Raw genomic sequence first — 20538 nt, forward strand, 5'->3', positions numbered from 1 at the left:
CTCCGACCAGCCCGTCTGGCACAATTGACGGGTTGCCTGCACAGGCGCACCCACTGAATCGGAGTATGAACCAGCCGAGCGCCGGGAAACCGGCGCCGCTCGGGTCCTCTGCTCATGCGAAGAAACGCAAGGATGGATCAATGAACACACTGGACTTCCTGGACGCCCAGTCGCTCCGCACCGACATCCCGGAGTTCCGTCCCGGCGACACCTTGAACGTGCACGTCAAGGTCATCGAGGGCTCGAAGGAGCGCGTGCAGGTCTTCAAGGGCGTCGTGATCCGGCGTCAGGGCGGCGGCATCCGCGAGACCTTCACCGTCCGCAAGGTGTCCTTCGGCGTCGGCGTCGAGCGCACCTTCCCGGTGCACAGCCCCAACATCGCCTCGATCGACGTCCTCACCCGCGGTGACGTGCGTCGCGCCAAGCTGTACTACCTCCGCGACCTGCGTGGCAAGGCCGCGAAGATCAAGGAAAAGCGCTGAGCTTCTGCTCACTTGTGCACTGAGCTGTAGCTCACAATCGTGTTGGCCCGGCCCAGAATTTCTGGGCCGGGCTAACCTGTTCCAGTGGTAGATACCCCCCAGGAATCGTCGGCATCGGGCACCGGTGCCGAGGGCCCCGACACAGCGTCGGCGCGGCCCGAGAAGAAGTCCCGCTCGTTCTGGCGGGAACTCCCCATCCTCATCGTCGTTGCGTTGCTGCTCAGCTTCGTGCTGCAGACCTTCATCGCCCGCGTGTACCTGATCCCGTCCGAGTCGATGGAACCGACGCTGCACGGCTGCCCGGGCTGCACCGGCGACCGGATCCTGGTGGAGAAGATCAGCTACCGGTTCGGCGACCCGGACCCGGGGGACGTGGTGGTGTTCAAGGGCCCCGACTCCTGGAACGGGCAATGGGAGTCCACCCGCTCCTCGAACGTCGTCGTCCGCGGCCTCCAGGAGTTCGGCTCGATCGTCGGCCTGGTGCCGCCGGACGAGAACGATCTCGTCAAACGGGTCATCGCGACCGGCGGGCAGACCGTCGAATGCTGCGACGAGCAGGGCCGCGTCCTTGTCGACGGCAAGCCGCTCGACGAACCGTACGTCGTCACCGACTTCCCGTTCGTCCCCGGCACCCAGACCTGCGACACCCCGATCAAGTCGGGACGCTGCTTCGGCCCGTTCACGGTGCCGGAGGGCAACCTGTGGGTGATGGGCGACAACCGCAGCAACTCGGCGGATTCGCGTTACCACGTCGGGGACGAGTACAACGGAACCGTGCCGATCGACAACGTGATCGGCAAGGCCGTCGCGATCGTACTTCCGCCGTCGCGGTGGGGCACGATCTCCTCCCCGAACCCCCAGACGAACTGACACCGAACACGTGACCAGCTGGCCACCGCGCACCATCATCCGCAGGGCATCCGGACTGCGGACGATGGAGTCCGCGTTGATCCGGACGGGACTCGGCCCGGTCGCGGGCGTCGACGAGGCGGGACGCGGCGCCTGCGCCGGACCGCTGGTGGTTGCGGCCTGCGTGCTCGGCCCGAAGCCGCACGGCGCGCTGGAGCGGCTCGACGACTCGAAGCGGCTCACCGAGAAGGTGCGTGAGGAACTGTTCCCGGTGATCCAGCGGCTCGCGCGGGCGTGGTGCATCGTCGAGATCCCGGCCGCCGAGGTCGACGCGTTGGGTGTGCACGTCGCGAACATCGAGGGGATGCGTCGGGCCGTGGCCGGGCTGGCGTCCCCACCGGGTTACGTTCTGACGGACGGCTTCCGGGTGCCCGGGCTGTCCGCGCCGTCGCTGCCCGTCATTGGCGGCGACGCGTCCGCGGCGTGCATCGCGGCGGCCAGTGTCCTTGCGAAGGTGTCCCGCGACGCGACGATGGTCGCGCTGGACGCGGAACTGCCCGGATACGGCTTCGCCGGGCACAAGGGCTACAGCACGGCGGTGCACATGGCCGCGCTGTCGGAGCTGGGGCCGAGCCGGGAGCACCGGATGTCGTACGCGAACGTGCGGGCCGCGGTCCGCATCGAGGCGGGTGCGATGTACAGCGCCGCGGTCGGTGCGGGATGATGGGACGTCAGGACCGGACGCCGGTATGCCCGGACCAGCGAACAGCAGGAGGACGACGAACCCGATGAGTGCCGAAGATCTCGAGAAGTACGAAACGGAGATGGAGCTCTCCCTCTACCGTGAGTACAAGGACATCGTCGGCCAGTTCGCCTACGTCGTCGAGACCGAGCGCCGCTTCTACCTCGCGAATTCCGTCGAACTGGTGCCGCACAACGCGGACGGGGAGATCTACTTCGAGGTGCGGATGGCCGACGCCTGGGTGTGGGACATGTACCGGCCTGCCCGGTTCGTCAAGCACGTGCGCGTCATCACCTACAAGGACGTCAACATCGAGGAGCTCGAGAAGTCGGATCTGCGGCTGCCCGACAACGGCCCGTTCGGGTCCTGACCGGTCAGCGCAGCGCCACCCCGTTCTCCAGGAGGGTGGTGCGCAGCACGAACGCGGCCTCGCCGCCGAGGATCTCCTCGACGAGCACCAGGTAGCGGTCCACGAACTCCGGGCCGTGCGGGGCCGCGTCCGCGTCCGCAGGCTCGAGGTGGTGTGCCAGCTCGTGCAGCACGACCAGTTCGCGCAGTGCCCAGCGGGATTCGCGGCCAACGACGGGGACGGCGAGGGTTGCGGTGTCGGCCTCGTAGTGCGCTGCGGTCGCGCCGGACCGGGCCCGGACCGTCACCGGCTCCGCGGACCGAGGCCATCGCGCGCGCACCCAGTTCAGGGCGAGGACCCGGTCGGCGTAGTCCTGCACCGACTCGACGGACGCGAACTTCCGCTCGACCGGCAACGTGAGGTGCGAGCCGTACAGTTCGAGTCCGCGACCGGTCCCGGCGTCCGCGCGGTCGAAGATCCTGCGCACCACCGACTCCGCGTCGTACACGCGGGAGCGCTGGGCGTCGCGGACGCTCACGCGAGCCGTTTCCGCGGCGCGGGCAGCTCGGTCTCGCTGCCGAGTCGTGCGTCCCGCCCGGCGCGGTCCCCGGCCCGGCGGGCCCGGTCGGAGCGGGCCATGCCCGCCTGGGCGCCCCGCCACGCGCCGCGCGCCTTCGATGTCCGCGAATAGAAGTCTCGGAGCTCGATCTGCTTGTCCCGCAACACGAGTGCCGTCCCGGCCCGCTCGTCGTCTGCGGTGCCGGTCACGTCGGCCTCGACCGCGCGCTTCGTCTCGGCGAGGCGGTGCCCGATCCGCGCCGCGAAGGCCAGCTGGAAGTTCAATCGTGCGGTCACCCCGGCGACGGGTCGGTGGGCGCCGGACCGGATGTAGGCGTCCGAGGCCCGCACCATCTGCAGCAGCAGCGACGAGTACAGCGCCTGGCAGGTGTCGATGTCGGAGTCGAACCCGTACGCGAACACCTGCGTCGAGTTGTGCGCGACGTCGCACTGCACGTCGTTCGCGGCCGCGACCGCAACGAACAACTGGACATAGGTGCGCAGGCCCTTGCGGCCCGGTTCGCCGATCGAGATCGCCCGCTGCGTCGGGCATGCCCGACGCTCCCGCGATGCGGTGTGCGCGCGGGCCACCGCGAGGTCGACGGCGGTGGCGGTGGCGAGGCGCTGCGCGGCCTCCATGAACGCCTGCGCCTCGTGCGGGTTGTCGGTGGACTCCGCCTGCCGCAACAGCCCGCCGATCCGGACCAGCATCTTCTCCGAACTCACCCGATCGAGGGTAGCGGCAGGGTCCGACGCGGCCCGGGTCGTCGGCGGGGGAGCGGTCGTTGTCCACAGCCACCGAACTCATCCACAGGCCGCCCGAATCCCCAGGTGACGCCGGTGGCCGCGCTCGGTACCCGGTGCAGGGTGGTGGCATGGCACGCAATGTGGAGTTGGGAGCGTTCGGGGAGGAGCTCGCGGTCGGGCATCTGCTCGGGCGGGGGATGGTGGTGCTGGACCGCAACTGGCGGTGCCGGTACGGCGAGCTCGACGTGATCGCCGAGGACGACGGCGCGGTCGTGTTCGTGGAGGTCAAGACCCGCACCGGCCGCGGATTCGGGACCCCGGCCGAGGCGGTGACCCACGCGAAGCGGGCCCGGATCAGGCGACTTGCCGGGCTGTGGCTGCGGGAGCAGCCGCGGGGGTGGCGCCGGGTCCGGTTCGACGTGGTGTCGGTGTTGGTGCCGCCCCGTTCCGCGCCGGAGCTGACGCACCTCGAGGCGGTGTTCTGATGGCGCTCGGGAGGGCCCACTCGGTCGCGGTCCGCGGGGTGGAGGGGGAACTGGTCGAGATCGAGGCCGACCTCGGCCGCGGCCTGCCTGGCACGCACCTGGTCGGGTTGCCGGACACCGCCCTGCAGGAGTCGAGGGACCGGGTGCGGGCCGCGGTGACGAACTCCGGTGAGAAGTGGCCGGATTCGCGGATCATCCTGGCGTTGTCGCCCGCGACGCTGCCGAAGGGCGGGTCCGCGTACGACCTGGCGCTCGCGTGCGCCGTCCTCGCCGCCGCTGGCGTCGTTCCGGTCGGGGACCTGGAGAAGAGTGTGCTGCTTGGCGAGCTGGCACTCGACGGTCGGCTGCGGACGGTCCGCGGCGTGCTGCCCGCGGTGCTCGCCGCCAAGCACGCGGGGTGGACGACGGTCGTGGTACCGCACGTCGCGCTCGCGGAGGCAGGGCTGGTCGACGGCATCGACGTGCTCGGTGCCCGCGACCTGCGGGAGGTCGTCGAATGGCTGCGCGGTGAGCTGGTCCTGGCCGGTCCGGGGGAGCGGGACCGCAGTGCCGAGCGCACGGTGCCCGACCTGGGCGACGTCGCCGGGCAGGAGGAGGCCCGGCTCGCGCTGGAGGTCGCGGCGGCGGGCGCCCACCACCTGATGTTGACGGGTCCACCGGGGATCGGGAAGACGATGCTCGCGCAACGACTTCCGGGGATCCTGCCGTCCCTCAGCGAGGACGAGTCCCTCGAGGTGACCGCGATCCATTCGGTTGCGGGGCTGCTGACCACGGATCGGCCGCTGATCACCGAGCCGCCGTTCGTCGCCCCGCATCACACCTGCTCGATCAGTGCACTCGTCGGCGGGGGAACCGGGATGGCACGACCCGGGGCGGTCAGCCGCGCGCACCGCGGCGTGCTCTTCCTCGATGAATGCGCCGAGCTCGGCGTCAAGACCCTGGAGGCGCTGCGCACCCCGCTCGAGGACGGTGAGGTGCGGATCGCCCGACGGGACGGGGTCGCGGTCTACCCGGCACGTTTCCAGCTGATCCTCGCGGCGAACCCCTGTCCGTGCGCGCCGCCGCGGATGGAGGACTGCATCTGCGCGCCGACCGCGCGCCGGCGCTACCTCGGCAAGCTGTCCGGGCCGTTGATGGACCGGGTTGACCTGCGGGTGCAGATGTTCGCCGTCTCCGTCGGCGCGCTCAACGGGGACGGCGGCGAGGGCACCGCGGCGGTGCGGGAACGCGTCGAGCAGGCCAGGGCAGCGGCGGTGGAGCGGTGGCGCGACTTCGGGTGGCGCACCAACGCCGAGGTTCCGGGGCCCGTGCTGCGGCAGCGGTTCCGGCTCGGCCGGGACACGCTCGCCGGGATGGAGCGGGCGTTGCGGGCGGGGGAGATCACCGCGCGGGGGGCGGACCGCGCGCTGCGGGTCGCCTGGACCCTCGCCGACCTGGCCGGCCTGACGGTTCCGGGGACGGATCAGGTCGGCTTCGCACTCGGGTTCCGGGACCGGTGGGGCGCGTGAGCGCCCGGGCCGGTGACCGGGCCGCAGCGTGGGCGTATCTGTCCGCGGTCGCGCAGGGGCCGTGCGCGCCGCTGGTCGAGTTGGTCGACGCGGTCGGGCCGCTGGAGGCCGCCCGCGCGGTCCGGGAGGCGGACCTACCGGAGGTGTTGCGCACCCGGACCGAGGCGCGCAGACATCTCGACACCGTCGAACGCGACCTCGACCACCTCGACCGCCTCGGCGGCCGACTGCTCACCCCGGACGACGAGGACTGGCCTTCCTGGAAGTTGTTGGCGTTCGGCGGGATCGATGCCCGACGTGATCGGGAGGCGACGATTCCGCTGGCGGTGTGGGTGCTGGGGTCGCGGTCGGTGGCCGAGCTGACCGACCGGGCGATCGCCGTGGTCGGGACCCGGGCGGCGAGCGGGTACGGGGAACACGTGACCGCGCAGTTCGTCGACGACCTCGCCGGTGCCGGGTGGACGGTGGTGTCCGGGGCCGCATACGGGATCGACGGGGTCGCGCATCGCGCGGCCCTCGCGGCGGGCGCGCCGACCGTCGCGGTGCTCGCGTGTGGGCTGGACCGCGCCTACCCGGCCGGTCATGCGCGGCTGCTGCGGCAGATCGGCGAGACCGGGTTGGTGCTGAGCGAGTACCCGCCGGGGACGCCGCCAGCGCGCCACCGGTTCCTGGCCCGTAATCGGCTGGTGGCGGGGCTGTCCGACGCGGTGCTGGTGGTGGAGGCGGGCGCCCGCAGCGGGGCACGCAACACCGCCGCGTGGGCCGCCCGGCTCGGTCGGCCGGTGCTCGCGGTGCCGGGGCCGGTCACGTCGGCGGCCTCGGTGGGATGCCACCGGATGATTCGTGACGGGGACGCCCGGCTGGCCGCGACGGCAGCGGACGTCGTCGACGTGGCGGGCCCGATCACGGTGGGGGACACCGCGTCCGGGCCCGCCCGCCGACTCGACGCACTCGGTGAGACCGAGTCGCTGGTGTACGAGGCGCTCCCGTCGTCGGGTGCGGCCGGGGTGCGGGAGCTGTCCGAGTCGTCGGGCCGGACCGTCGACGCGGTGCGGGGGGCGCTGCCGACGCTCGAACTGATGGGGCTGGTCGGGAGGGACGAGACCGGGTGGTACCGGCGCGGGTGAGGCGCAGGGACGATTAGGCCCCGAACTGCGGGCAGAGGTTCTCGAGCGCCGACGAGTACAGCTGCTTGGCCTCGGCGCTGTCGTCGCCGCGGGTCATCATCTCGACGTAGCCGTTCCAGTCCGACCAGGCGTCGGTCGAGACGGCCGACGGGCGCAGGTGCTCGTAGGTCTCGCAGAAGCTGTGCCCGGCGGCGACGATCGCGGCGCGCTGCGAGCGTTGGGACGGGACCTCGGTGCCGTCGGGGGTGGTGGTCGCATCCCAACGAGACTGCCCGCACACGGCCTTCACGAAGGCGGCATCCCCGCCCTCCGGGATCGCGGTGAACACGGCACCCGACTGCACCTGCGCGATCCGGGCATCCCGGGACTCCTCGAACTGCGCGGCCAGCTGACGGTAGGCGTCGTCGGGCTCGCCCGCGGGCTGCGGCCGGAGCACGTCCACCAGTTCCTCGGCGGTGGCGTTGGGAAGGCCGACGTCCACGCACCCGGTGTCCGCGGCCGTGTCGGCCTCCGAGGGGGACGAGCAGCCGGTCAGCACGGCGGCGGCGACGAGCAGAACGGCGGGTGTGATGCGACGAGCGAGTTTCATGATCCTCCGATGGAAGGGGCTGCGACCGAAGGAGTATGTCAGCAGGGTCCATCTCGCCGTACCGAATCGTGCGGCTGGCGACGCCACCACGCGCCCGCGTACAGTTAGGTAATCCTAATTCTCTGGAGGTTCGAGGATGACGCGGCCGACCGTCACACTGACCGTGCAACGCACCGAGCAACTCGCCCCGCACCTGGTGCGGGTGTACCTCGGCGGCCCGGGATTCGAGGAGTTCGTCCCCAACGGGTACGCCGACGCCTACGTCAAGCTGGTGTTCGGTACCGACACCGAACCCGTGCTGCGGACCTACACGGTGCGCCGGGTCGATGACCGGAGCCGGGAAATCGCAATTGATTTCGTGGTTCACGGCGACGAGGGCGTCGCCGGTCGATGGGCGGCGACCGCCCGGCAGGGGGAACAGCTGCGGCTGCGTGGACCGGGCGGAGCGTACGCGCCGCGCCGCGACGCGGACTGGCACCTGCTCGCCGGGGACGAATCCGCGCTGCCCGCGATCGGCGCTGCGCTTGAGGCGCTACCCGCGGGTGCCCGCGCACAGGTCTTCGTCGAGGTCGCCGGGCCCGGCGACGAGATCGCCCTGCCCACCGCCGCCGACGCCGCCATCACCTGGATCCACCGCGGCGGCGCGGCGGACGAGGTCGGCGACGACCGCGCGGGCGAGCACGCCCCACTGATCGCGGCGGTCACCGCCGCCGACTGGTGGCCCGGCCAACCCCAGGTGTTCATCCATGGTGAGGCACAGGCGGTCATGCACGGGCTGCGCCCGTACATCCGCAGGGAGCGGGGCGTGCGGGCCGAGTGGGCGTCGATCTCCGGGTACTGGCGCCGCGGCCGCACCGAGGAAGGATTTCGGGTCTGGAAGTCCGAGCTTGCTGCGGCCGAACCGGGCGGCTGACCGTCAGCCGGTGACCGCCGGCGCAGGCTCGGCGGTCGGGGCCGTCGCGGGCCGGGCCAGGGTGAGCAGCGCGACCAGCGCGAGGACCGAGCAGGCCAGAATGCTGATCGCCATGCCCGCCGCAGATCCGCCGACCAGCGGAGCGACCAGCGCGGCAAGGCCGAACTGTCCGGCCCCCATCACCGCGGACCCGGTGCCTGCGGCGTCGGGCACCTCGGCCTGGCCGAGCGCGGTCGCGTTGCCCATGATGAAACCGATCGCCGTCGTCACCACGAACAGCAACGGCAGCACCGCCGCCGGGCCGATGCCGCCGACGGCCACCACCAGGACCAGTGCGGCACCGGCCGCGGTGACCAGCAGGACGCCGAAGGTGAGCAACTGGCTGGCGTGGAATCGCCCGATCAGGCGGGTGTTGACGATGCTGCCGAGCACGATGCCGACCGAGTTGACCCCGAACACGATCGAGAACTGTCCTGCGGTCAGGCCGAGGACGTCCTGCACCACGAACGGCGACGCCGAAATGTAGGAGAACAGCGCGCCGAACCCGAACATGAACGCCAGCGCGTAGCCGACGAACCGGCGATTGCACACCACGTACCTGCCGTTGCGGGCCAGCGCGGCGAGACCACCGCCGTGCCTGCGGTCCGGCGCCAGCGTCTCCGGGATCAGGGCGAGCACGCCCACCACCATCACCACGCCCGCGACGGCGAGCACCCAGAAGATGCCGCGCCAGCCGATCGGGCCGAGCAGCGCACCGCCAGCCATCGGTGCGACCACCGGGGCAACGCCGCCGATGATCATCATGAGCGAGAACAGCTTCGCGGCGGCGTCACCCGACGCGCGGTCGGCGATCACCGCCCGCGCCAGCACGATCGCGGCACCGCCGCTCAACCCCTGCACCAGACGCGCCGCGATCAGGACACCCGCCGACGGCGCGATCGCGCACAGGATCCCGCTGAGCGCGAACACCGCGGTGCCGCCGAGCAGCAGCCCGCGGCGCCCCCACCCGTCGGAGAGCGGCCCGACGATCAGCTGCCCGATGCCGAGCCCGGCCATGAACGTGGTCAACGTCAACTGCACGGTCGAGTCCGATGTCGACAGGTCGTCGCCGAGCATCGGAAGTCCCGGCAGGTACATGTCCGTCGCCAGCGGGGCGATCGCCGACAACAGGGCGAGGGTCAACAGCATCGGAACCGGTATCGCACGCATCACATGGGAGTACCAGCGGCGCGTGTGCTTGCTTTATTCCCGTGGCGGGGTGATCTTTTGGGGATGACCTCCGACGCGCAGGATGCCGGGCCCGCCGAACTTCCCGCACGCCTCGCCGACCTCCTCGACGTGTACGCCGACCACCTGCGGCTCGAACGCGGCAGATCCGAGCACACCGTCCGCGCCTACCTCGGTGACGTGCGGTCGCTGCTGGCGCATGTGGTCGCGACCGACCCCGACGCCCGACTCGAGGATCTGGACCTGGCCACCCTGCGGGCCTGGCTGTCGGGGCAGGCCGCCGCGGGCGTTGCCCGCACCACCCTCGCGCGTCGCACCGCATCCGCCCGCACGTTCACCGCCTGGCTCACCCGCACCCGCCGCATCCCACGAGACCCCGGGGTCCGGCTGGCGTCCCCGAAGACGCATCGGACGCTGCCGGCCGTGCTCCGGCAGGGTCAGGCCGAGGATGCGATGCGGGCCGCCGAATCGGGTGCCGCGCAGCATGATCCGGTGGCACTCCGGGACCGGCTGATCGTGGAGATGCTGTACGCCAGCGGAATTCGGGTTGGAGAGTTGTGCGGACTCGACCTCGGCGACGTCGACCACGAGCGGCGGGTGGTTCGCGTGGTTGGCAAGGGCGACAAGCAGCGCTCGGTCCCGTTCGGGGGGCCCGCCGCCGCCGCCCTCGACCTGTGGCTGCGCGTCGGGCGTCCCGCCCTCGCGAATCCCCGGTCCGGCGAGGCGTTGCTGCTGGGCAAACGGGGTCGGCGACTCGACCAGCGGCAGGCGCGGACCGTGGTGCATGAGGTGCTCGAAGCGGTCCCCGGGGCGCCGAGCCTCGGGCCGCACGGCCTGCGGCATTCCGCGGCAACCCACCTGCTTGAGGGCGGCGCCGACCTGCGCGTCGTGCAGGAACTGCTCGGCCACAACAGCCTCGCGACCACTCAGCTCTACACCCACGTGTCCGTCGCCCGGCTCCGTGCGGTGCACGATCAGGCCCACCCGCGGGCCTGACGCCCGCCCCGGTCGTGTGAGCGGGCCTGACACCCCGCCTCCCGGTCAGGAATGGAGCGGCTTCAGCCGGACCGGGCCGGGCCGGAGCAGGGCAAGCGGGTCCAGGTACACGTCCCGTCCGCGGCGTACCCCCCAGTGCAGGCAGCTGCCGGGGCAGCCCGGGTGCCCCGCGGCCAGGGTGCCGAGCCCGGCCCCCCGGGCCACCCGCTGCCCGACCCGGACGCTCGCCAGCACCGGCTCGTAGGTCGTCCGCAGCCCGCCGCGGTGGTCGACGGACACCACCGGCTTGCCCGCGACCTCGCCTGCGAAGGCCACCACCCCGTCGCCGGCGGCCAGCACCGGCTGACCGGCGGCGGCGGACAGGTCGACGCCGCGGTGCCCGGCCAGCCAGTCGCGGGCGGGCGGATCGAACGGGGTCACCACGATCGGACGGGGGGTGAGGGGCCAGCCGAAGCCAGCGGCCGCGGCGGGGGCGGCGGCGCCGAGCAGCAGAGCGGCGCAGAACCCGAGGAGCATCGGCAGTCGCATCTCCCCACCCTGACCGTTCCCGGTCAGCCGCGGGAGCCCGCGACCGCGCCCTGGGGAGAATTCCGCGCGTTCTCCACAGCCCGCGGAGGCCGATTGGGAGCTGCACCGTGCACCCCGTACACTCGACACGCGGTCTGTGTTCGCGCAGTCCGACTTCGCGCGCCCGCGCATCGACAAGCAGCCCTCGGCTGGTCCCGCATTCGTGCAGGTCCGAGGGTTGGTGGGCGCCAGGGCAGGGGTCACCCGACCGCCTGCGTCAACCGGAAATGAAAGAGGTACACAGCCATGGCTGTTGTGACCATGAAGCAGATGCTCGACAGTGGAACCCACTTCGGGCACCAGACCCGTCGCTGGAACCCGAAGATGAAGCGGTTCATCCTCACGGACCGCAACGGCATCTACATCATCGACCTGCAGCAGACGCTCACGTACATCGACAAGGCGTACGAGTTCGTCAAGGAGACCGTCGCGCACGGCGGCACCATCCTGTTCGTCGGCACCAAGAAGCAGGCGCAGGAGTCCATCGCCGAAGAGGCCACCCGCGTCGGCATGCCGTACGTGAACCAGCGCTGGCTCGGCGGCATGCTCACCAACTTCACGACCGTCCACAAGCGCCTGCTGCGCCTGAAGGACCTCGAGGCCATGGAGCAGACCGGCGGCTTCGAGGGGCGCACCAAGAAGGAAATCCTCATGCTCACGCGTGAGATGACCAAGCTGGACCGCACCCTCGGCGGCATCCGGGACATGGCCAAGGTTCCGTCGGCCATCTGGGTCGTCGACACCAACAAGGAGCACCTGGCGGTCTCCGAGGCGCGCAAGCTGAACATCCCGGTCATCGCGATCCTGGACACCAACTGCGACCCCGACCTCGTCGACTACCCGATCCCGGGCAACGACGACGCCATCCGCTCCGCCGCGCTGCTGACCAAGGTCGTCGCGTCCGCCGTCGCCGAGGGTCTGCAGGCCCGCGCCGGCCGCAACGCCGCCGACGACAGCAAGCCCGAGGCAGGCGCCGAGCCGCTCGCCGAGTGGGAGCAGGAGCTCCTGTCGCAGGCCGCGCCCGCCGCCGACGCCGAGGCTGCGCCCGCCGCCGCCGCCGACGCCGAGGCTGCGCCCGCCGCCGAGGCCGCGCCCGCGACCGACGCCGAGGCCCCGCAGGCCTAGTTGATCCGGCCCCGACCCATCGCTGCACGGCCGGGTCGGGGCCGTTTCGCTCCCCATCCAGACACTCATTCGAGGAGGCTCGCCCCCGATGGCGAACTACACCGCCGCTGACGTGAAGCGGCTCCGCGAGCTCACCGGCTCCGGCATGATGGACTGCAAGAACGCGCTGACCGAGACCGACGGCGACTTCGACAAGGCCGTCGAGCTGCTGCGCATCAAGGGCGCGAAGGACGTCGGCAAGCGCGCCGAGCGGTCCACCGCCGAGGGCCTGGTCATCGCCAAGGACGGCGTGATGCTCGAGCTCAACGCCGAGACCGACTTCGTCGCCAAGAACGCCGAGTTCCAGGCGCTGGCCGACACGGTCGTCGCCGCGGCCGCCGCCGCGAAGCCTGCCGACCTGGACGCCCTCAAGGCGGTCGAGGTCGACGGCAAGACGGTCGACGCCCTGGTTCAGGAGCTGTCCGCGAAGATCGGCGAGAAGCTTGAGTTGCGCCGCGTCGTCTCCTTCGACGGCCCGGTCGCGACCTACCTGCACAAGCGTGCGTCCGACCTGCCGCCCGGTGTCGGCGTGCTGATCGAGTACACCGGCGAGGGTGACGCGGCGGCCGAGGCCGCCCGCGCCGCCGCCATGCAGGTCGCCGCGCTCAAGGCGAAGTACCTGACCCGCGACGAGGTCCCCGCGGATGTCGTCGAGAACGAGCGTCGCATCGCCGAGCAGACCGCGAAGGAGGAGGGCAAGCCGGAAGCAGCCCTCCCGAAGATCGTCGAGGGTCGCGTCAACGGCTTCTTCAAGGATGTCGTGCTGACCGAGCAGTCCTCGGTGACCGACAGCAAGAAGACCGTCAAGGCCCTGCTCGACGAGGCGGGCGTGACCCTGGTCCGCTTCGCGCGGTTCGAGGTCGGCGCCAGCTAGTCGCGGGCACCACCGCCGAAACGGCCCCGTCACCACCCGGTGACGGGGCCGTTCGCGTGCCTGCGGCACTGTGCGTGATTCTTCCCCCCACTGGGGTAAGAATCACGCACGGGCGCGAAGTCGCACCCGACGGTGGTTCGCGGGGGTGGATAGGGCAGGATGGAGAGGTCATCTGTGGCTGTACCGCCGACGGTGGCCGATTCATGCTGGTCGCACCATCTGCGCGGCCGTGAGACGAGAGAGAGCCATGACCGAATCCGCCTCAACCGACACCACTGCCCGACGTGACGGCTTCAAGCGCGTCCTGTTGAAACTCGGCGGCGAGATGTTCGGTGGCGGCGAGGTCGGCCTCGACCCGGACGTGGTGCAGACCGTCGCCCGGCAGATCAAGGCCGTGGTGGAATCCGGGGTGCAGGTCGCGGTCGTGATCGGCGGCGGCAACTTCTTCCGCGGCGCCGAACTGCAGCAGCGCGGCATGGACCGGGCCCGCTCCGACTACATGGGCATGCTCGGCACCGTCATGAACTGCCTTGCGCTGCAGGACTTCCTGGAGAAGGAAGGCATCGACACTCGTGTGCAGACCGCCATCACGATGGGTCAGGTCGCCGAACCGTATCTGCCGCTGCGGGCGCGCCGTCACCTGGAGAAGGGGCGCGTCGTCATCTTCGGTGCGGGCATGGGCATGCCGTACTTCTCGACCGACACCACCGCCGCGCAGCGCGCCCTCGAGATCGGCGCGGAGGTCGTGCTGATGGCCAAGGCCGTCGACGGCGTGTACACCGCCGACCCCCGGCTCGATCCCACCGCGACGATGTACACCGAGATCAGCCACCGTGAGGTCATCGAGCGGGGCCTGAAGGTCGCCGACGCGACCGCCTTCAGCCTCTGCATGGACAACCAGATGCCGATCATGGTGTTCAACCTGCTCACCGAGGGCAACATCGCGCGCGCGGTGTCCGGTGAGAAGATCGGAACCCTGGTGAAATCGTGACCATCACACCATCCGCAGCCACCCCCGCGAGCCTGGAGGAACACCGTGATCGATGAAGCGCTCTTCGATGCCGAGGAGAAGATGGAGAAGACCGTCGCGTCGGCGAAGGACGACCTCGGCGGAATCCGCACCGGGCGGGCCAATCCCGGCATGTTCAACCGGATCGCGATCGAGTACTACGGCGCGATGACGCCGATCTCGCAGCTCGCGTCGATCACCGTTCCGGAGGCCCGGCTCGTGGTCATCAAGCCCTACGAGCAGGCCCAGCTGGGGCCGATCCAGAACGCGATCCGGAACTCGGACCTCGGCGTCAACCCGACCGACGACGGCACCCTGATCCGGGTGTCGGTGCCGCAGCTGACGGAGGAACGCCGCCGCGAGCTCGTTAAGCAGTCGAAGGCCAAGGGCGAGGACGCGAAGGTCGCGATCCGCAACGTGCGGCGCAAGGCGATGGACGAGCTGAACCGCATCCAGAAGGACGGCGAGGCAGGCGAGGACGAGGTGGCCCGCGCCGAGAAGGAGCTCGACAAGACCACGGCGAAGTACGTCGGGCACATCGACGAGCTGGTCAAGCACAAGGAAGCCGAATTGATGGAGGTCTAGGCGGTGCCCACCGACAGTCCCACCGGCGCCGCGCGCCACGATGGGACGGATGGTCCCCATCCGGACGGCATGACCACCGCCGTCGCCTCCAAGGCCGGCCGAAACCTGCCCGCCGCGATCGCGGTGGGGGCGGGTCTCGGCGCCCTCGTGATCGCCTCGCTGCTGTTCGTGCCCATGGTGTGGTTCGGCATCGTCGCCGCGGCGATGGCGATCGCCACCTGGGAGGTGGCGAAGCGGCTGCGGGAGAGCGACGTCTCCGTCCCCCTGATCCCGCTGCTGCTCGGCGGCCAGGCGACGATCTGGCTCGGCTGGCCGTACGGGACGACCGGGGTGCTCGCCGGGTTCGCCGGCACCGTCCTGGTGTGCATGGTGTGGCGGCTGCTGGCGCAGGGGCTGCGGTCCGCGCCGCGAAACTATCTGCGGGACACCGCGATCACCACGTTCGTCGCGGCCTGGATCCCGCTGCTCGCGGCGTTCGCAACCCTGATGGTCACCCACGAGGGCGGCAACAGGTGGGTGTTCGTGTTCATGATTGGTGTCGTCTGTTCGGACGTCGGCGGCTACACCGCGGGCGTCCTGTTCGGCAAGCATCCGATGGTGCCCGCGATCAGCCCGAAGAAGTCCTGGGAGGGCCTCGGCGGGTCGCTGCTGTTCGCGATCATCGGCTCGCTCGCGACCGTCACCCTCATCCTCGACGCGAACCCGTTCATCGGCGTGCTGCTCGGCGTCGTGCTGGTGCTCACCGGCACCCTCGGCGACCTGATCGAGTCGCAGGTCAAACGGGACCTCGGCATCAAGGACATGGGCACCCTGCTGCCCGGGCACGGCGGCATCATGGACCGGCTCGACTCGTTGTTGCCGTCGGCGTTCGTGACCTGGCTGGTGCTCACGGCGCTGCTGTGACCCGGCGCAGGCCGCCGCACGGGCGGCCGATCCCGAGCCCGAACATCTGGCACTGGCCGCGGATCTACGAGGTGGAGAACCGCGCCCAGGACGCGGACGGCGCGATCTTCGCGGAACTGCGCCGGGTCGCGGACTGGGCCGGTCGCGACCTCGTCGATGTCGGCTGCGGAACCGGGTTCCACCTGCCGACATTCGCGGCGGCCGCAGGCAGCGTCACCGGGGTCGAGCCGCACCCGCCGCTGGTTGCGGCGGCGCGGGCGCGCACCGACTCGCTGGCCGGGGTCCGGGTGCTGGCGGGGACCGCGGAGGCGCTGCCGTTCGCGGACCGCAGCGTCGACGTCGTGCACGCGCGCACCGCGTACTTCTTCGGACCTGGCTGCGGGCCCGGCATCGCCGAGGCGATGCGGGTGCTGCGCCCCGGTGGCGTCCTCGCCGTCGTCGACCTGGACGCCACCGCCCCCGGCTACGGGGACTGGATGCGCGCCGACCTGCCGCACTACGACCCGGCCGTCGTCGAGGCGTTCTTCGCGGCGCAGGGCTTCGACCTCGTTCGGGTGCCGACCCGGTGGGAGTTCGAGGACCGCCGCGCGCTGCGGGCCGTCCTCGGGATCGAGTTCGGCGAGAAGATCGCGGATCTGGCGTTCGCCCAGACCCCCGGACTGGCGCTGGACGTGCGGTACCGGATCCACACCCGACGGGCTCCGCGGGGCCTGCTCGGCGGCTGACCCGGCGTCAGCCCGACGTCGACCGCTTCGCGAGGCGGCGGATCTGCATGATCCGCACCCCGCCGGCCAACGCCATGATCAGCGCGCCGGCGATCGCGGCAAGCAACAGGCTGACGCCAAGCGGGAGCGAGAACTCCCACCAGAACAGGTTCCACGTCACCGAGTCGAGGTTCTGCAGGATGAACACCAGCAGCAGGATCAGCACCAGCGTCCCGATGACCAGGCCGGTCCAGGTGGCGGCCGCCTTGGTGTGACCGAGGCGGGGGTGCCCGGGTGGGGTGTCGGCGGTCCCGGACGCCGCCGGGTGCGGTCCGGGCTCCGGGGCCGGGACCGCCGGTGTCGGGCCGGGCGGCTGGTCCGCACGGTCGGCAGGGTCCGAGTCGTCGCGGTGCGGTCCGTCGGTGGGGGACATGGACCGATCATCATGCACCGGATGTGTGATTGCACGCGCATCCCGCTCGGGAAGTTCGCATGTCGCCCCGGCCGATGGAACACTGGGGACACTATGGCCGTTTCCCTGCCCCTCGTGTTCGACGCTCCCCGCCGCGGCATGCCGCCCACCCACCTGGCCGATCTCGACGCCGACGGCCGCAAGTCCGCCGTCAAGGACCTCGGGTTGCCGGGCTTCCGCGCCGATCAGCTCGCCCGCCAGTACTACGCCCGGCTCGAGGCCGACCCGGAGCGGATGACCGATCTGCCCGCCGCGGTCCGGGAGGCGGTCGCGGAGCGGCTGTTCCCGACCCTGCTCACCCCGGTCAAGCACGTCGCGTGCGACGACGGAACCACCAGGAAGACGCTGTGGAAGGCGCATGACGGCACGCTGCTCGAATCGGTGCTGATGCGCTACCCCGACCGGGCGACGCTGTGCATCTCCAGCCAGGCGGGGTGCGGCATGGCCTGCCCGTTCTGTGCGACCGGGCAGGGCGGCCTTGATCGGAACCTGTCGACCGCGGAGATCGTCGACCAGGTGCGGGCGGCGGCAGCCGCGATGCGGGACGGGGACATCGAGGGCGGGCCCGGTCGGCTGTCGAACATCGTGTTCATGGGGATGGGGGAGCCCCTCGCCAACTACAAGCGGGTGGTCGCCGCGGTCCGCCGGATCACCTCGCCCGCCCCGGACGGCCTCGGCATCTCGCAGCGTGCCGTCACCGTCTCGACGGTCGGGTTGGCGCCCGCAATCCGCAAGCTCGCCGACGAGAACATGTCGGTGCGACTGGCGGTGTCGCTGCACACCCCCGACGACGAGCTCCGCGACACCCTGGTCCCGGTCAACAACCGGTGGTCCGTCGCCGAGGTCCTCGACGCCGCCCGGTACTACGCCGACCGGAGCGGGCGCCGGGTGTCGATCGAATACGCGCTGATCAAGAACGTCAACGACCAGCCGTGGCGGGCGGACATGCTCGGCAAGAAGCTGCACAAGGCGCTTGGCCCGCTGGTGCACGTAAACCTGATCCCGCTGAACCCGACCCCGGGCAGCGAGTGGGACGCGGCTCCGAAGGACGTCGAACGCGAGTTCGTGCGCCGCGTCATCGCGCAGGGCGTGTCCTGCACGGTCCGCGACACCCGCGGCCAGGAGATCGCCGCCGCCTGCGGGCAGCTGGCCGCCGAGAACTGAGCGCCACCCACGACAACGGCCGCGCGGCTCCTTCCGGAGCGGCGCGGCCGTTGTCGTGGACGGGTGGCTACCGCGGCTTGCGGCGACGGATGATGTCGCGAACGAGCAGGAACACCATGCCGGCGGCGAGGCCGACGAGCCACAGGTCCTCGACCCGGCCCTCGTGGTTGCCGACCGTGTAGAGCAGCAGGAACGCGGCGAAGAACCAGCCGAGGAAGCGGAACAGTCGCGGCGCCTCACCGCTCCAGCCCCATTCCGCAGAGGGCACCTCGGCGGTGTCGACTTTGCTGGTGACGATGGGCTCGCTGGCGGCCACGGCCGATCCTCCTGCTCGTGCGGGTATGCGGATTGCTCGCATATCGTGGCATACGACCCGACGTCGTAGCGAGCGGGGTGGACATGTGGGAGGGGCGTTTCGGATGACCGTCACAGCTACCGGGCGGGTGATGGTCACCGATGCCGGTGTCCCGAAGCGGCACGGTGAGGCCGTGGTGGCGCGGCGAGCCGACGGCCGATGACGATCCTCGTCACCGGCGCCACCGGCAGCGTCGGACGTCTCGTTATCGACCACCTCGTCGACCGGGGTGCGACCGGTGTCCGCGCGCTGACCACCAACCCTGAGCGGGCGGCACTGCCGCCCGGCGTCGAGGTGGCCCTGGGCTACCTGCGCCGACCCGAGACGATGCCACGAGCGCTTGAGGGGGTGCGGAAGATGTATCTCGCGCCGGCGCCCGAGACGGTGCGCACTGTGGTTGCCATGGCCAGGGACGCGGGAGTCGAGCACATTGTCGACCTGTCCGGTGAACCCGAATCGTGGTGGGGAGCGGTCACCCTCGCCGTCGAGGCATCGGGGATCGAGTGGACCCATCTGTGGGCGGGGGAGTTCCTCGAGAACGACCTGGTGTGGTCGGACCAGATCCGCCGCACCGGCGTGGTCCTCGACCCGTATCCCGAGGTGGTCAGCGCCCCCATTGCGATGGACGACATTGCCAGGGTCGCCGCGACCGTGCTCCTTGGTGAGGGGCACGCGGGCCGGACCTACCGGCTCACCGGCCCGACGGCGATCTCGCGCGGGCAGCGGATCCAGGATCTCGGCGCCGCGATCGGTCGGCCGGTGTCCTTCCTGCGGGTGACCCCCGCCGAGGCCGTGACCGTGCTGCGGCCGGTGATGGGGGACAACGCCGCCTTCTACATCGATGAGGCCATCGCCTCGATGGTGGGTGCGCCGCAGGCCGCGACGACCACGGTCGCCGACGTGACCGGGCAGCCCGCGACGAGCCACGCCGCGTGGGCGGCCGCGCACGCCGACTACTTCCGCTGACCGCCGGGCTGTCAGGTTGCTCTCAGGTCGCATCGGGAACAATGGACGGGTGGCAGAACCTACGCGCGTGCTCCTGCTCGGCAGCACCGGCTCCATCGGCACCCAGGCCCTCGAGGTCATCGCCGCGAACCCCGACAAGTTCACCGTCGTCGGCCTGGCCGCGGGCGGTGGCAACATCGACCTGCTCGCCGACCAGATCCGCGCCACCGGCGTCACCCGGGTCGCGGTCGCCGACCCCGCAGCCGCCGCCCGGCTCGACCTGCCCGGCGTGCTCGCCGGCCCGGGCGCCGTCACCGAACTGGTCCGCACCACCGAGGCGGACGTCGTGCTCAACGCCCTCGTCGGGTCGCTCGGCCTCGAACCGACCCTTGCCGCACTCGCATCCGGCGCGCGGCTCGCGCTGGCGAACAAGGAGTCCCTGGTCGCGGGCGGACCGCTGGTCACCGCCGCGGCCGCGGCCGGCCAGATCGTGCCGGTCGACTCCGAACACTCGGCGCTCGCCCAGTGCCTGCGGGGTGGTCGCGCCGACGAGGTGGACCGCCTGATCCTCACCGCGTCCGGCGGCCCGTTCCGCGGCTGGACCGCGGACGCGCTCGAGGACGTCACCCCCGAGCAGGCTGGCGCCCACCCCACCTGGTCGATGGGCCCGATGAACACCCTCAACTCGGCGTCGCTGGTGAACAAGGGCCTCGAACTGATCGAGACGCACCTGCTGTTCGGCATCGACTACGACCGCATCGACGTCACCGTGCACCCGCAGTCGGTCGTGCACTCGATGGTCACCTTCACCGACGGGTCCACGCTCGCCCAGGCCAGCCCGCCGGACATGAAGCTGCCGATCGCCCTCGCGCTGGGCTGGCCGGACCGGGTGCCCGGCGCGGCCACCGCCTGCGACTTCCGGACCGCGTCGACGTGGACGTTCGAACCGCTCGACGGCGCCGTCTTCCCGGCCGTCGACCTGGCGCGGGCGGCGGGGAAGGCGGGCGGATGCATGACCGCGGTCTACAACGCGGCCAACGAGGTCGCCGCCCAGTACTTCCTCGACGGTGCGGCCGCCTTCCCGTCGATCGTGCGGACCGTGGAGCGGGTGCTGGCGGGCGGCGGCCAGTGGTCGGCGGCACCGGCTACCGTGGATGACGTGCTCGCGGCGGATGCCTGGGCAAGGGCACGCGCCCACGAACTCGTCGAGCGGAAGGGCTGACA

At 71.2% G+C, this 20538-nt stretch carries 25 protein-coding genes; 18 read left to right on the forward strand and 7 right to left on the reverse strand.

What is annotated here, in order from left to right:
• Positions 1 to 140: 140 nt before the first annotated feature.
• From rplS to ACFWQG_RS05830, 4 genes are all read left to right on the forward strand, one after another.
• A complete protein-coding gene (rplS, locus tag ACFWQG_RS05815; protein ID WP_378506628.1) occupies positions 141 to 482 on the forward strand; it encodes a 50S ribosomal protein L19 in 342 nt (113 codons plus the stop codon).
• Positions 483 to 566: 84 nt separating this feature from the next.
• The gene (lepB, locus tag ACFWQG_RS05820) at positions 567 to 1352 is read left to right on the forward strand and encodes a signal peptidase I (RefSeq protein WP_378506629.1); all 786 of its coding nucleotides are present in this window, start codon (positions 567 to 569) and stop codon (positions 1350 to 1352) included.
• Between the two features lie 10 nt (positions 1353 to 1362).
• Positions 1363 to 2055, forward strand: coding sequence for a ribonuclease HII (locus tag ACFWQG_RS05825; RefSeq protein WP_378506630.1), 693 nt, complete (start codon positions 1363 to 1365; stop codon positions 2053 to 2055).
• Between the two features lie 64 nt (positions 2056 to 2119).
• Positions 2120 to 2443, forward strand: coding sequence for a DUF2469 domain-containing protein (locus ACFWQG_RS05830; protein ID WP_345343313.1), 324 nt, complete (start codon positions 2120 to 2122; stop codon positions 2441 to 2443).
• Between the two features lie 4 nt (positions 2444 to 2447).
• On the opposite strand, the gene ACFWQG_RS05835 is transcribed toward ACFWQG_RS05830, so the two are convergent.
• Both ACFWQG_RS05835 and ACFWQG_RS05840 read right to left on the reverse strand, forming a co-directional pair.
• Positions 2448 to 2960 carry a TIGR04338 family metallohydrolase gene (locus ACFWQG_RS05835; protein WP_378506631.1) on the reverse strand — a complete coding sequence of 171 codons (513 nt, stop codon included), beginning with the start codon at positions 2958 to 2960 and terminating at the stop codon, positions 2448 to 2450.
• Entirely contained in the window at positions 2957 to 3706 is a 750-nt protein-coding gene (locus tag ACFWQG_RS05840; protein ID WP_378506632.1) for a DUF2786 domain-containing protein, read from the reverse strand. The genes ACFWQG_RS05835 and ACFWQG_RS05840 overlap by 4 nt, the downstream gene beginning before the upstream one ends.
• A gap of 149 nt (positions 3707 to 3855) precedes the next feature.
• On the opposite strand from ACFWQG_RS05840, the gene ACFWQG_RS05845 reads away from it, so the two are divergent.
• The 3 genes from ACFWQG_RS05845 to dprA are packed head-to-tail and all read left to right on the forward strand — an operon-like array spanning position 3856 to position 6847.
• Positions 3856 to 4212, forward strand: coding sequence for a YraN family protein (locus ACFWQG_RS05845; protein ID WP_378506633.1), 357 nt, complete (start codon positions 3856 to 3858; stop codon positions 4210 to 4212).
• A complete protein-coding gene (locus tag ACFWQG_RS05850; protein WP_378506634.1) occupies positions 4212 to 5720 on the forward strand; it encodes a YifB family Mg chelatase-like AAA ATPase in 1509 nt (502 codons plus the stop codon). Before ACFWQG_RS05845 ends, ACFWQG_RS05850 begins: the two co-directional genes overlap by 1 nt.
• Positions 5717 to 6847, forward strand: coding sequence for a DNA-processing protein DprA (dprA, locus tag ACFWQG_RS05855; RefSeq protein WP_378506635.1), 1131 nt, complete (start codon positions 5717 to 5719; stop codon positions 6845 to 6847). The genes ACFWQG_RS05850 and dprA overlap by 4 nt, the downstream gene beginning before the upstream one ends.
• A gap of 13 nt (positions 6848 to 6860) precedes the next feature.
• Here dprA and ACFWQG_RS05860 read toward each other — a convergent pair whose 3' ends face one another.
• Positions 6861 to 7436 (reverse strand): hypothetical protein, encoded by a 576-nt coding sequence (locus ACFWQG_RS05860; protein ID WP_378506636.1) that lies wholly within the window; start codon positions 7434 to 7436, stop codon positions 6861 to 6863.
• 136 nt (positions 7437 to 7572) lie between these two features.
• Here ACFWQG_RS05860 and ACFWQG_RS05865 point away from each other — a divergent pair, with 136 nt between their 5' ends.
• A complete protein-coding gene (locus ACFWQG_RS05865; RefSeq protein WP_378506637.1) occupies positions 7573 to 8349 on the forward strand; it encodes a siderophore-interacting protein in 777 nt (258 codons plus the stop codon).
• A 3-nt stretch (positions 8350 to 8352) separates the two neighbouring features.
• On the opposite strand, the gene ACFWQG_RS05870 is transcribed toward ACFWQG_RS05865, so the two are convergent.
• Positions 8353 to 9537, reverse strand: a complete 1185-nt coding sequence (locus ACFWQG_RS05870) for a multidrug effflux MFS transporter (RefSeq protein ID WP_378506638.1) — start codon at positions 9535 to 9537, stop codon at positions 8353 to 8355.
• Positions 9538 to 9621: 84 nt separating this feature from the next.
• Between ACFWQG_RS05870 and ACFWQG_RS05875 the strand changes: the two genes are divergently transcribed.
• On the forward strand, positions 9622 to 10572 hold the full coding sequence (locus ACFWQG_RS05875; RefSeq protein ID WP_378506639.1) for a tyrosine recombinase XerC: 951 nt from the start codon (positions 9622 to 9624) through the stop codon (positions 10570 to 10572).
• Positions 10573 to 10617: 45 nt separating this feature from the next.
• On the opposite strand, the gene ACFWQG_RS05880 is transcribed toward ACFWQG_RS05875, so the two are convergent.
• On the reverse strand, positions 10618 to 11100 hold the full coding sequence (locus ACFWQG_RS05880; protein WP_378506640.1) for a M23 family metallopeptidase: 483 nt from the start codon (positions 11098 to 11100) through the stop codon (positions 10618 to 10620).
• A 285-nt stretch (positions 11101 to 11385) separates the two neighbouring features.
• Between ACFWQG_RS05880 and rpsB the strand changes: the two genes are divergently transcribed.
• The 6 genes from rpsB to ACFWQG_RS05910 all read left to right on the forward strand — a co-directional run bounded on the left by rpsB (position 11386) and on the right by ACFWQG_RS05910 (position 16399).
• Positions 11386 to 12264 (forward strand): 30S ribosomal protein S2, encoded by an 879-nt coding sequence (rpsB, locus tag ACFWQG_RS05885; protein ID WP_378506641.1) that lies wholly within the window; start codon positions 11386 to 11388, stop codon positions 12262 to 12264.
• A gap of 88 nt (positions 12265 to 12352) precedes the next feature.
• The gene (tsf, locus tag ACFWQG_RS05890; RefSeq protein WP_378506642.1) at positions 12353 to 13177 is read left to right on the forward strand and encodes a translation elongation factor Ts; all 825 of its coding nucleotides are present in this window, start codon (positions 12353 to 12355) and stop codon (positions 13175 to 13177) included.
• A 247-nt stretch (positions 13178 to 13424) separates the two neighbouring features.
• On the forward strand, positions 13425 to 14168 hold the full coding sequence (gene pyrH / locus ACFWQG_RS05895; protein WP_378506643.1) for a UMP kinase: 744 nt from the start codon (positions 13425 to 13427) through the stop codon (positions 14166 to 14168).
• Between the two features lie 45 nt (positions 14169 to 14213).
• A complete protein-coding gene (gene frr, locus ACFWQG_RS05900) occupies positions 14214 to 14771 on the forward strand; it encodes a ribosome recycling factor (RefSeq protein ID WP_378506644.1) in 558 nt (185 codons plus the stop codon).
• A gap of 69 nt (positions 14772 to 14840) precedes the next feature.
• Positions 14841 to 15674 (forward strand): phosphatidate cytidylyltransferase, encoded by an 834-nt coding sequence (locus ACFWQG_RS05905; RefSeq protein ID WP_378506645.1) that lies wholly within the window; start codon positions 14841 to 14843, stop codon positions 15672 to 15674.
• The gene (locus ACFWQG_RS05910) at positions 15671 to 16399 is read left to right on the forward strand and encodes a methyltransferase domain-containing protein (protein WP_378506646.1); all 729 of its coding nucleotides are present in this window, start codon (positions 15671 to 15673) and stop codon (positions 16397 to 16399) included. The genes ACFWQG_RS05905 and ACFWQG_RS05910 overlap by 4 nt, the downstream gene beginning before the upstream one ends.
• Before the next feature lie 7 nt (positions 16400 to 16406).
• Here ACFWQG_RS05910 and ACFWQG_RS05915 read toward each other — a convergent pair whose 3' ends face one another.
• Complete coding sequence (locus ACFWQG_RS05915; protein ID WP_378506647.1) at positions 16407 to 16811, reverse strand: lipopolysaccharide assembly protein LapA domain-containing protein; 405 nt, start codon at positions 16809 to 16811, stop codon at positions 16407 to 16409.
• Positions 16812 to 16904: 93 nt separating this feature from the next.
• Between ACFWQG_RS05915 and rlmN the strand changes: the two genes are divergently transcribed.
• Entirely contained in the window at positions 16905 to 18014 is a 1110-nt protein-coding gene (gene rlmN / locus ACFWQG_RS05920; protein WP_378506648.1) for a 23S rRNA (adenine(2503)-C(2))-methyltransferase RlmN, read from the forward strand.
• A gap of 67 nt (positions 18015 to 18081) precedes the next feature.
• Here rlmN and ACFWQG_RS05925 read toward each other — a convergent pair whose 3' ends face one another.
• On the reverse strand, positions 18082 to 18330 hold the full coding sequence (locus tag ACFWQG_RS05925) for a DUF2631 domain-containing protein (protein WP_378506649.1): 249 nt from the start codon (positions 18328 to 18330) through the stop codon (positions 18082 to 18084).
• 198 nt (positions 18331 to 18528) lie between these two features.
• Here ACFWQG_RS05925 and ACFWQG_RS05930 point away from each other — a divergent pair, with 198 nt between their 5' ends.
• Both ACFWQG_RS05930 and dxr read left to right on the forward strand, forming a co-directional pair.
• Positions 18529 to 19335, forward strand: a complete 807-nt coding sequence (locus ACFWQG_RS05930) for an NAD(P)H-binding protein (protein ID WP_378506650.1) — start codon at positions 18529 to 18531, stop codon at positions 19333 to 19335.
• A gap of 49 nt (positions 19336 to 19384) precedes the next feature.
• Entirely contained in the window at positions 19385 to 20536 is a 1152-nt protein-coding gene (dxr, locus tag ACFWQG_RS05935; RefSeq protein ID WP_378506651.1) for a 1-deoxy-D-xylulose-5-phosphate reductoisomerase, read from the forward strand.
• Positions 20537 to 20538 lie beyond the last annotated feature (2 nt).

This window comes from Rhodococcus sp. NPDC058532 (assembly GCF_042719255.1).
In the GTDB taxonomy this organism is placed as follows: domain Bacteria; phylum Actinomycetota; class Actinomycetes; order Mycobacteriales; family Mycobacteriaceae; genus Rhodococcus_G.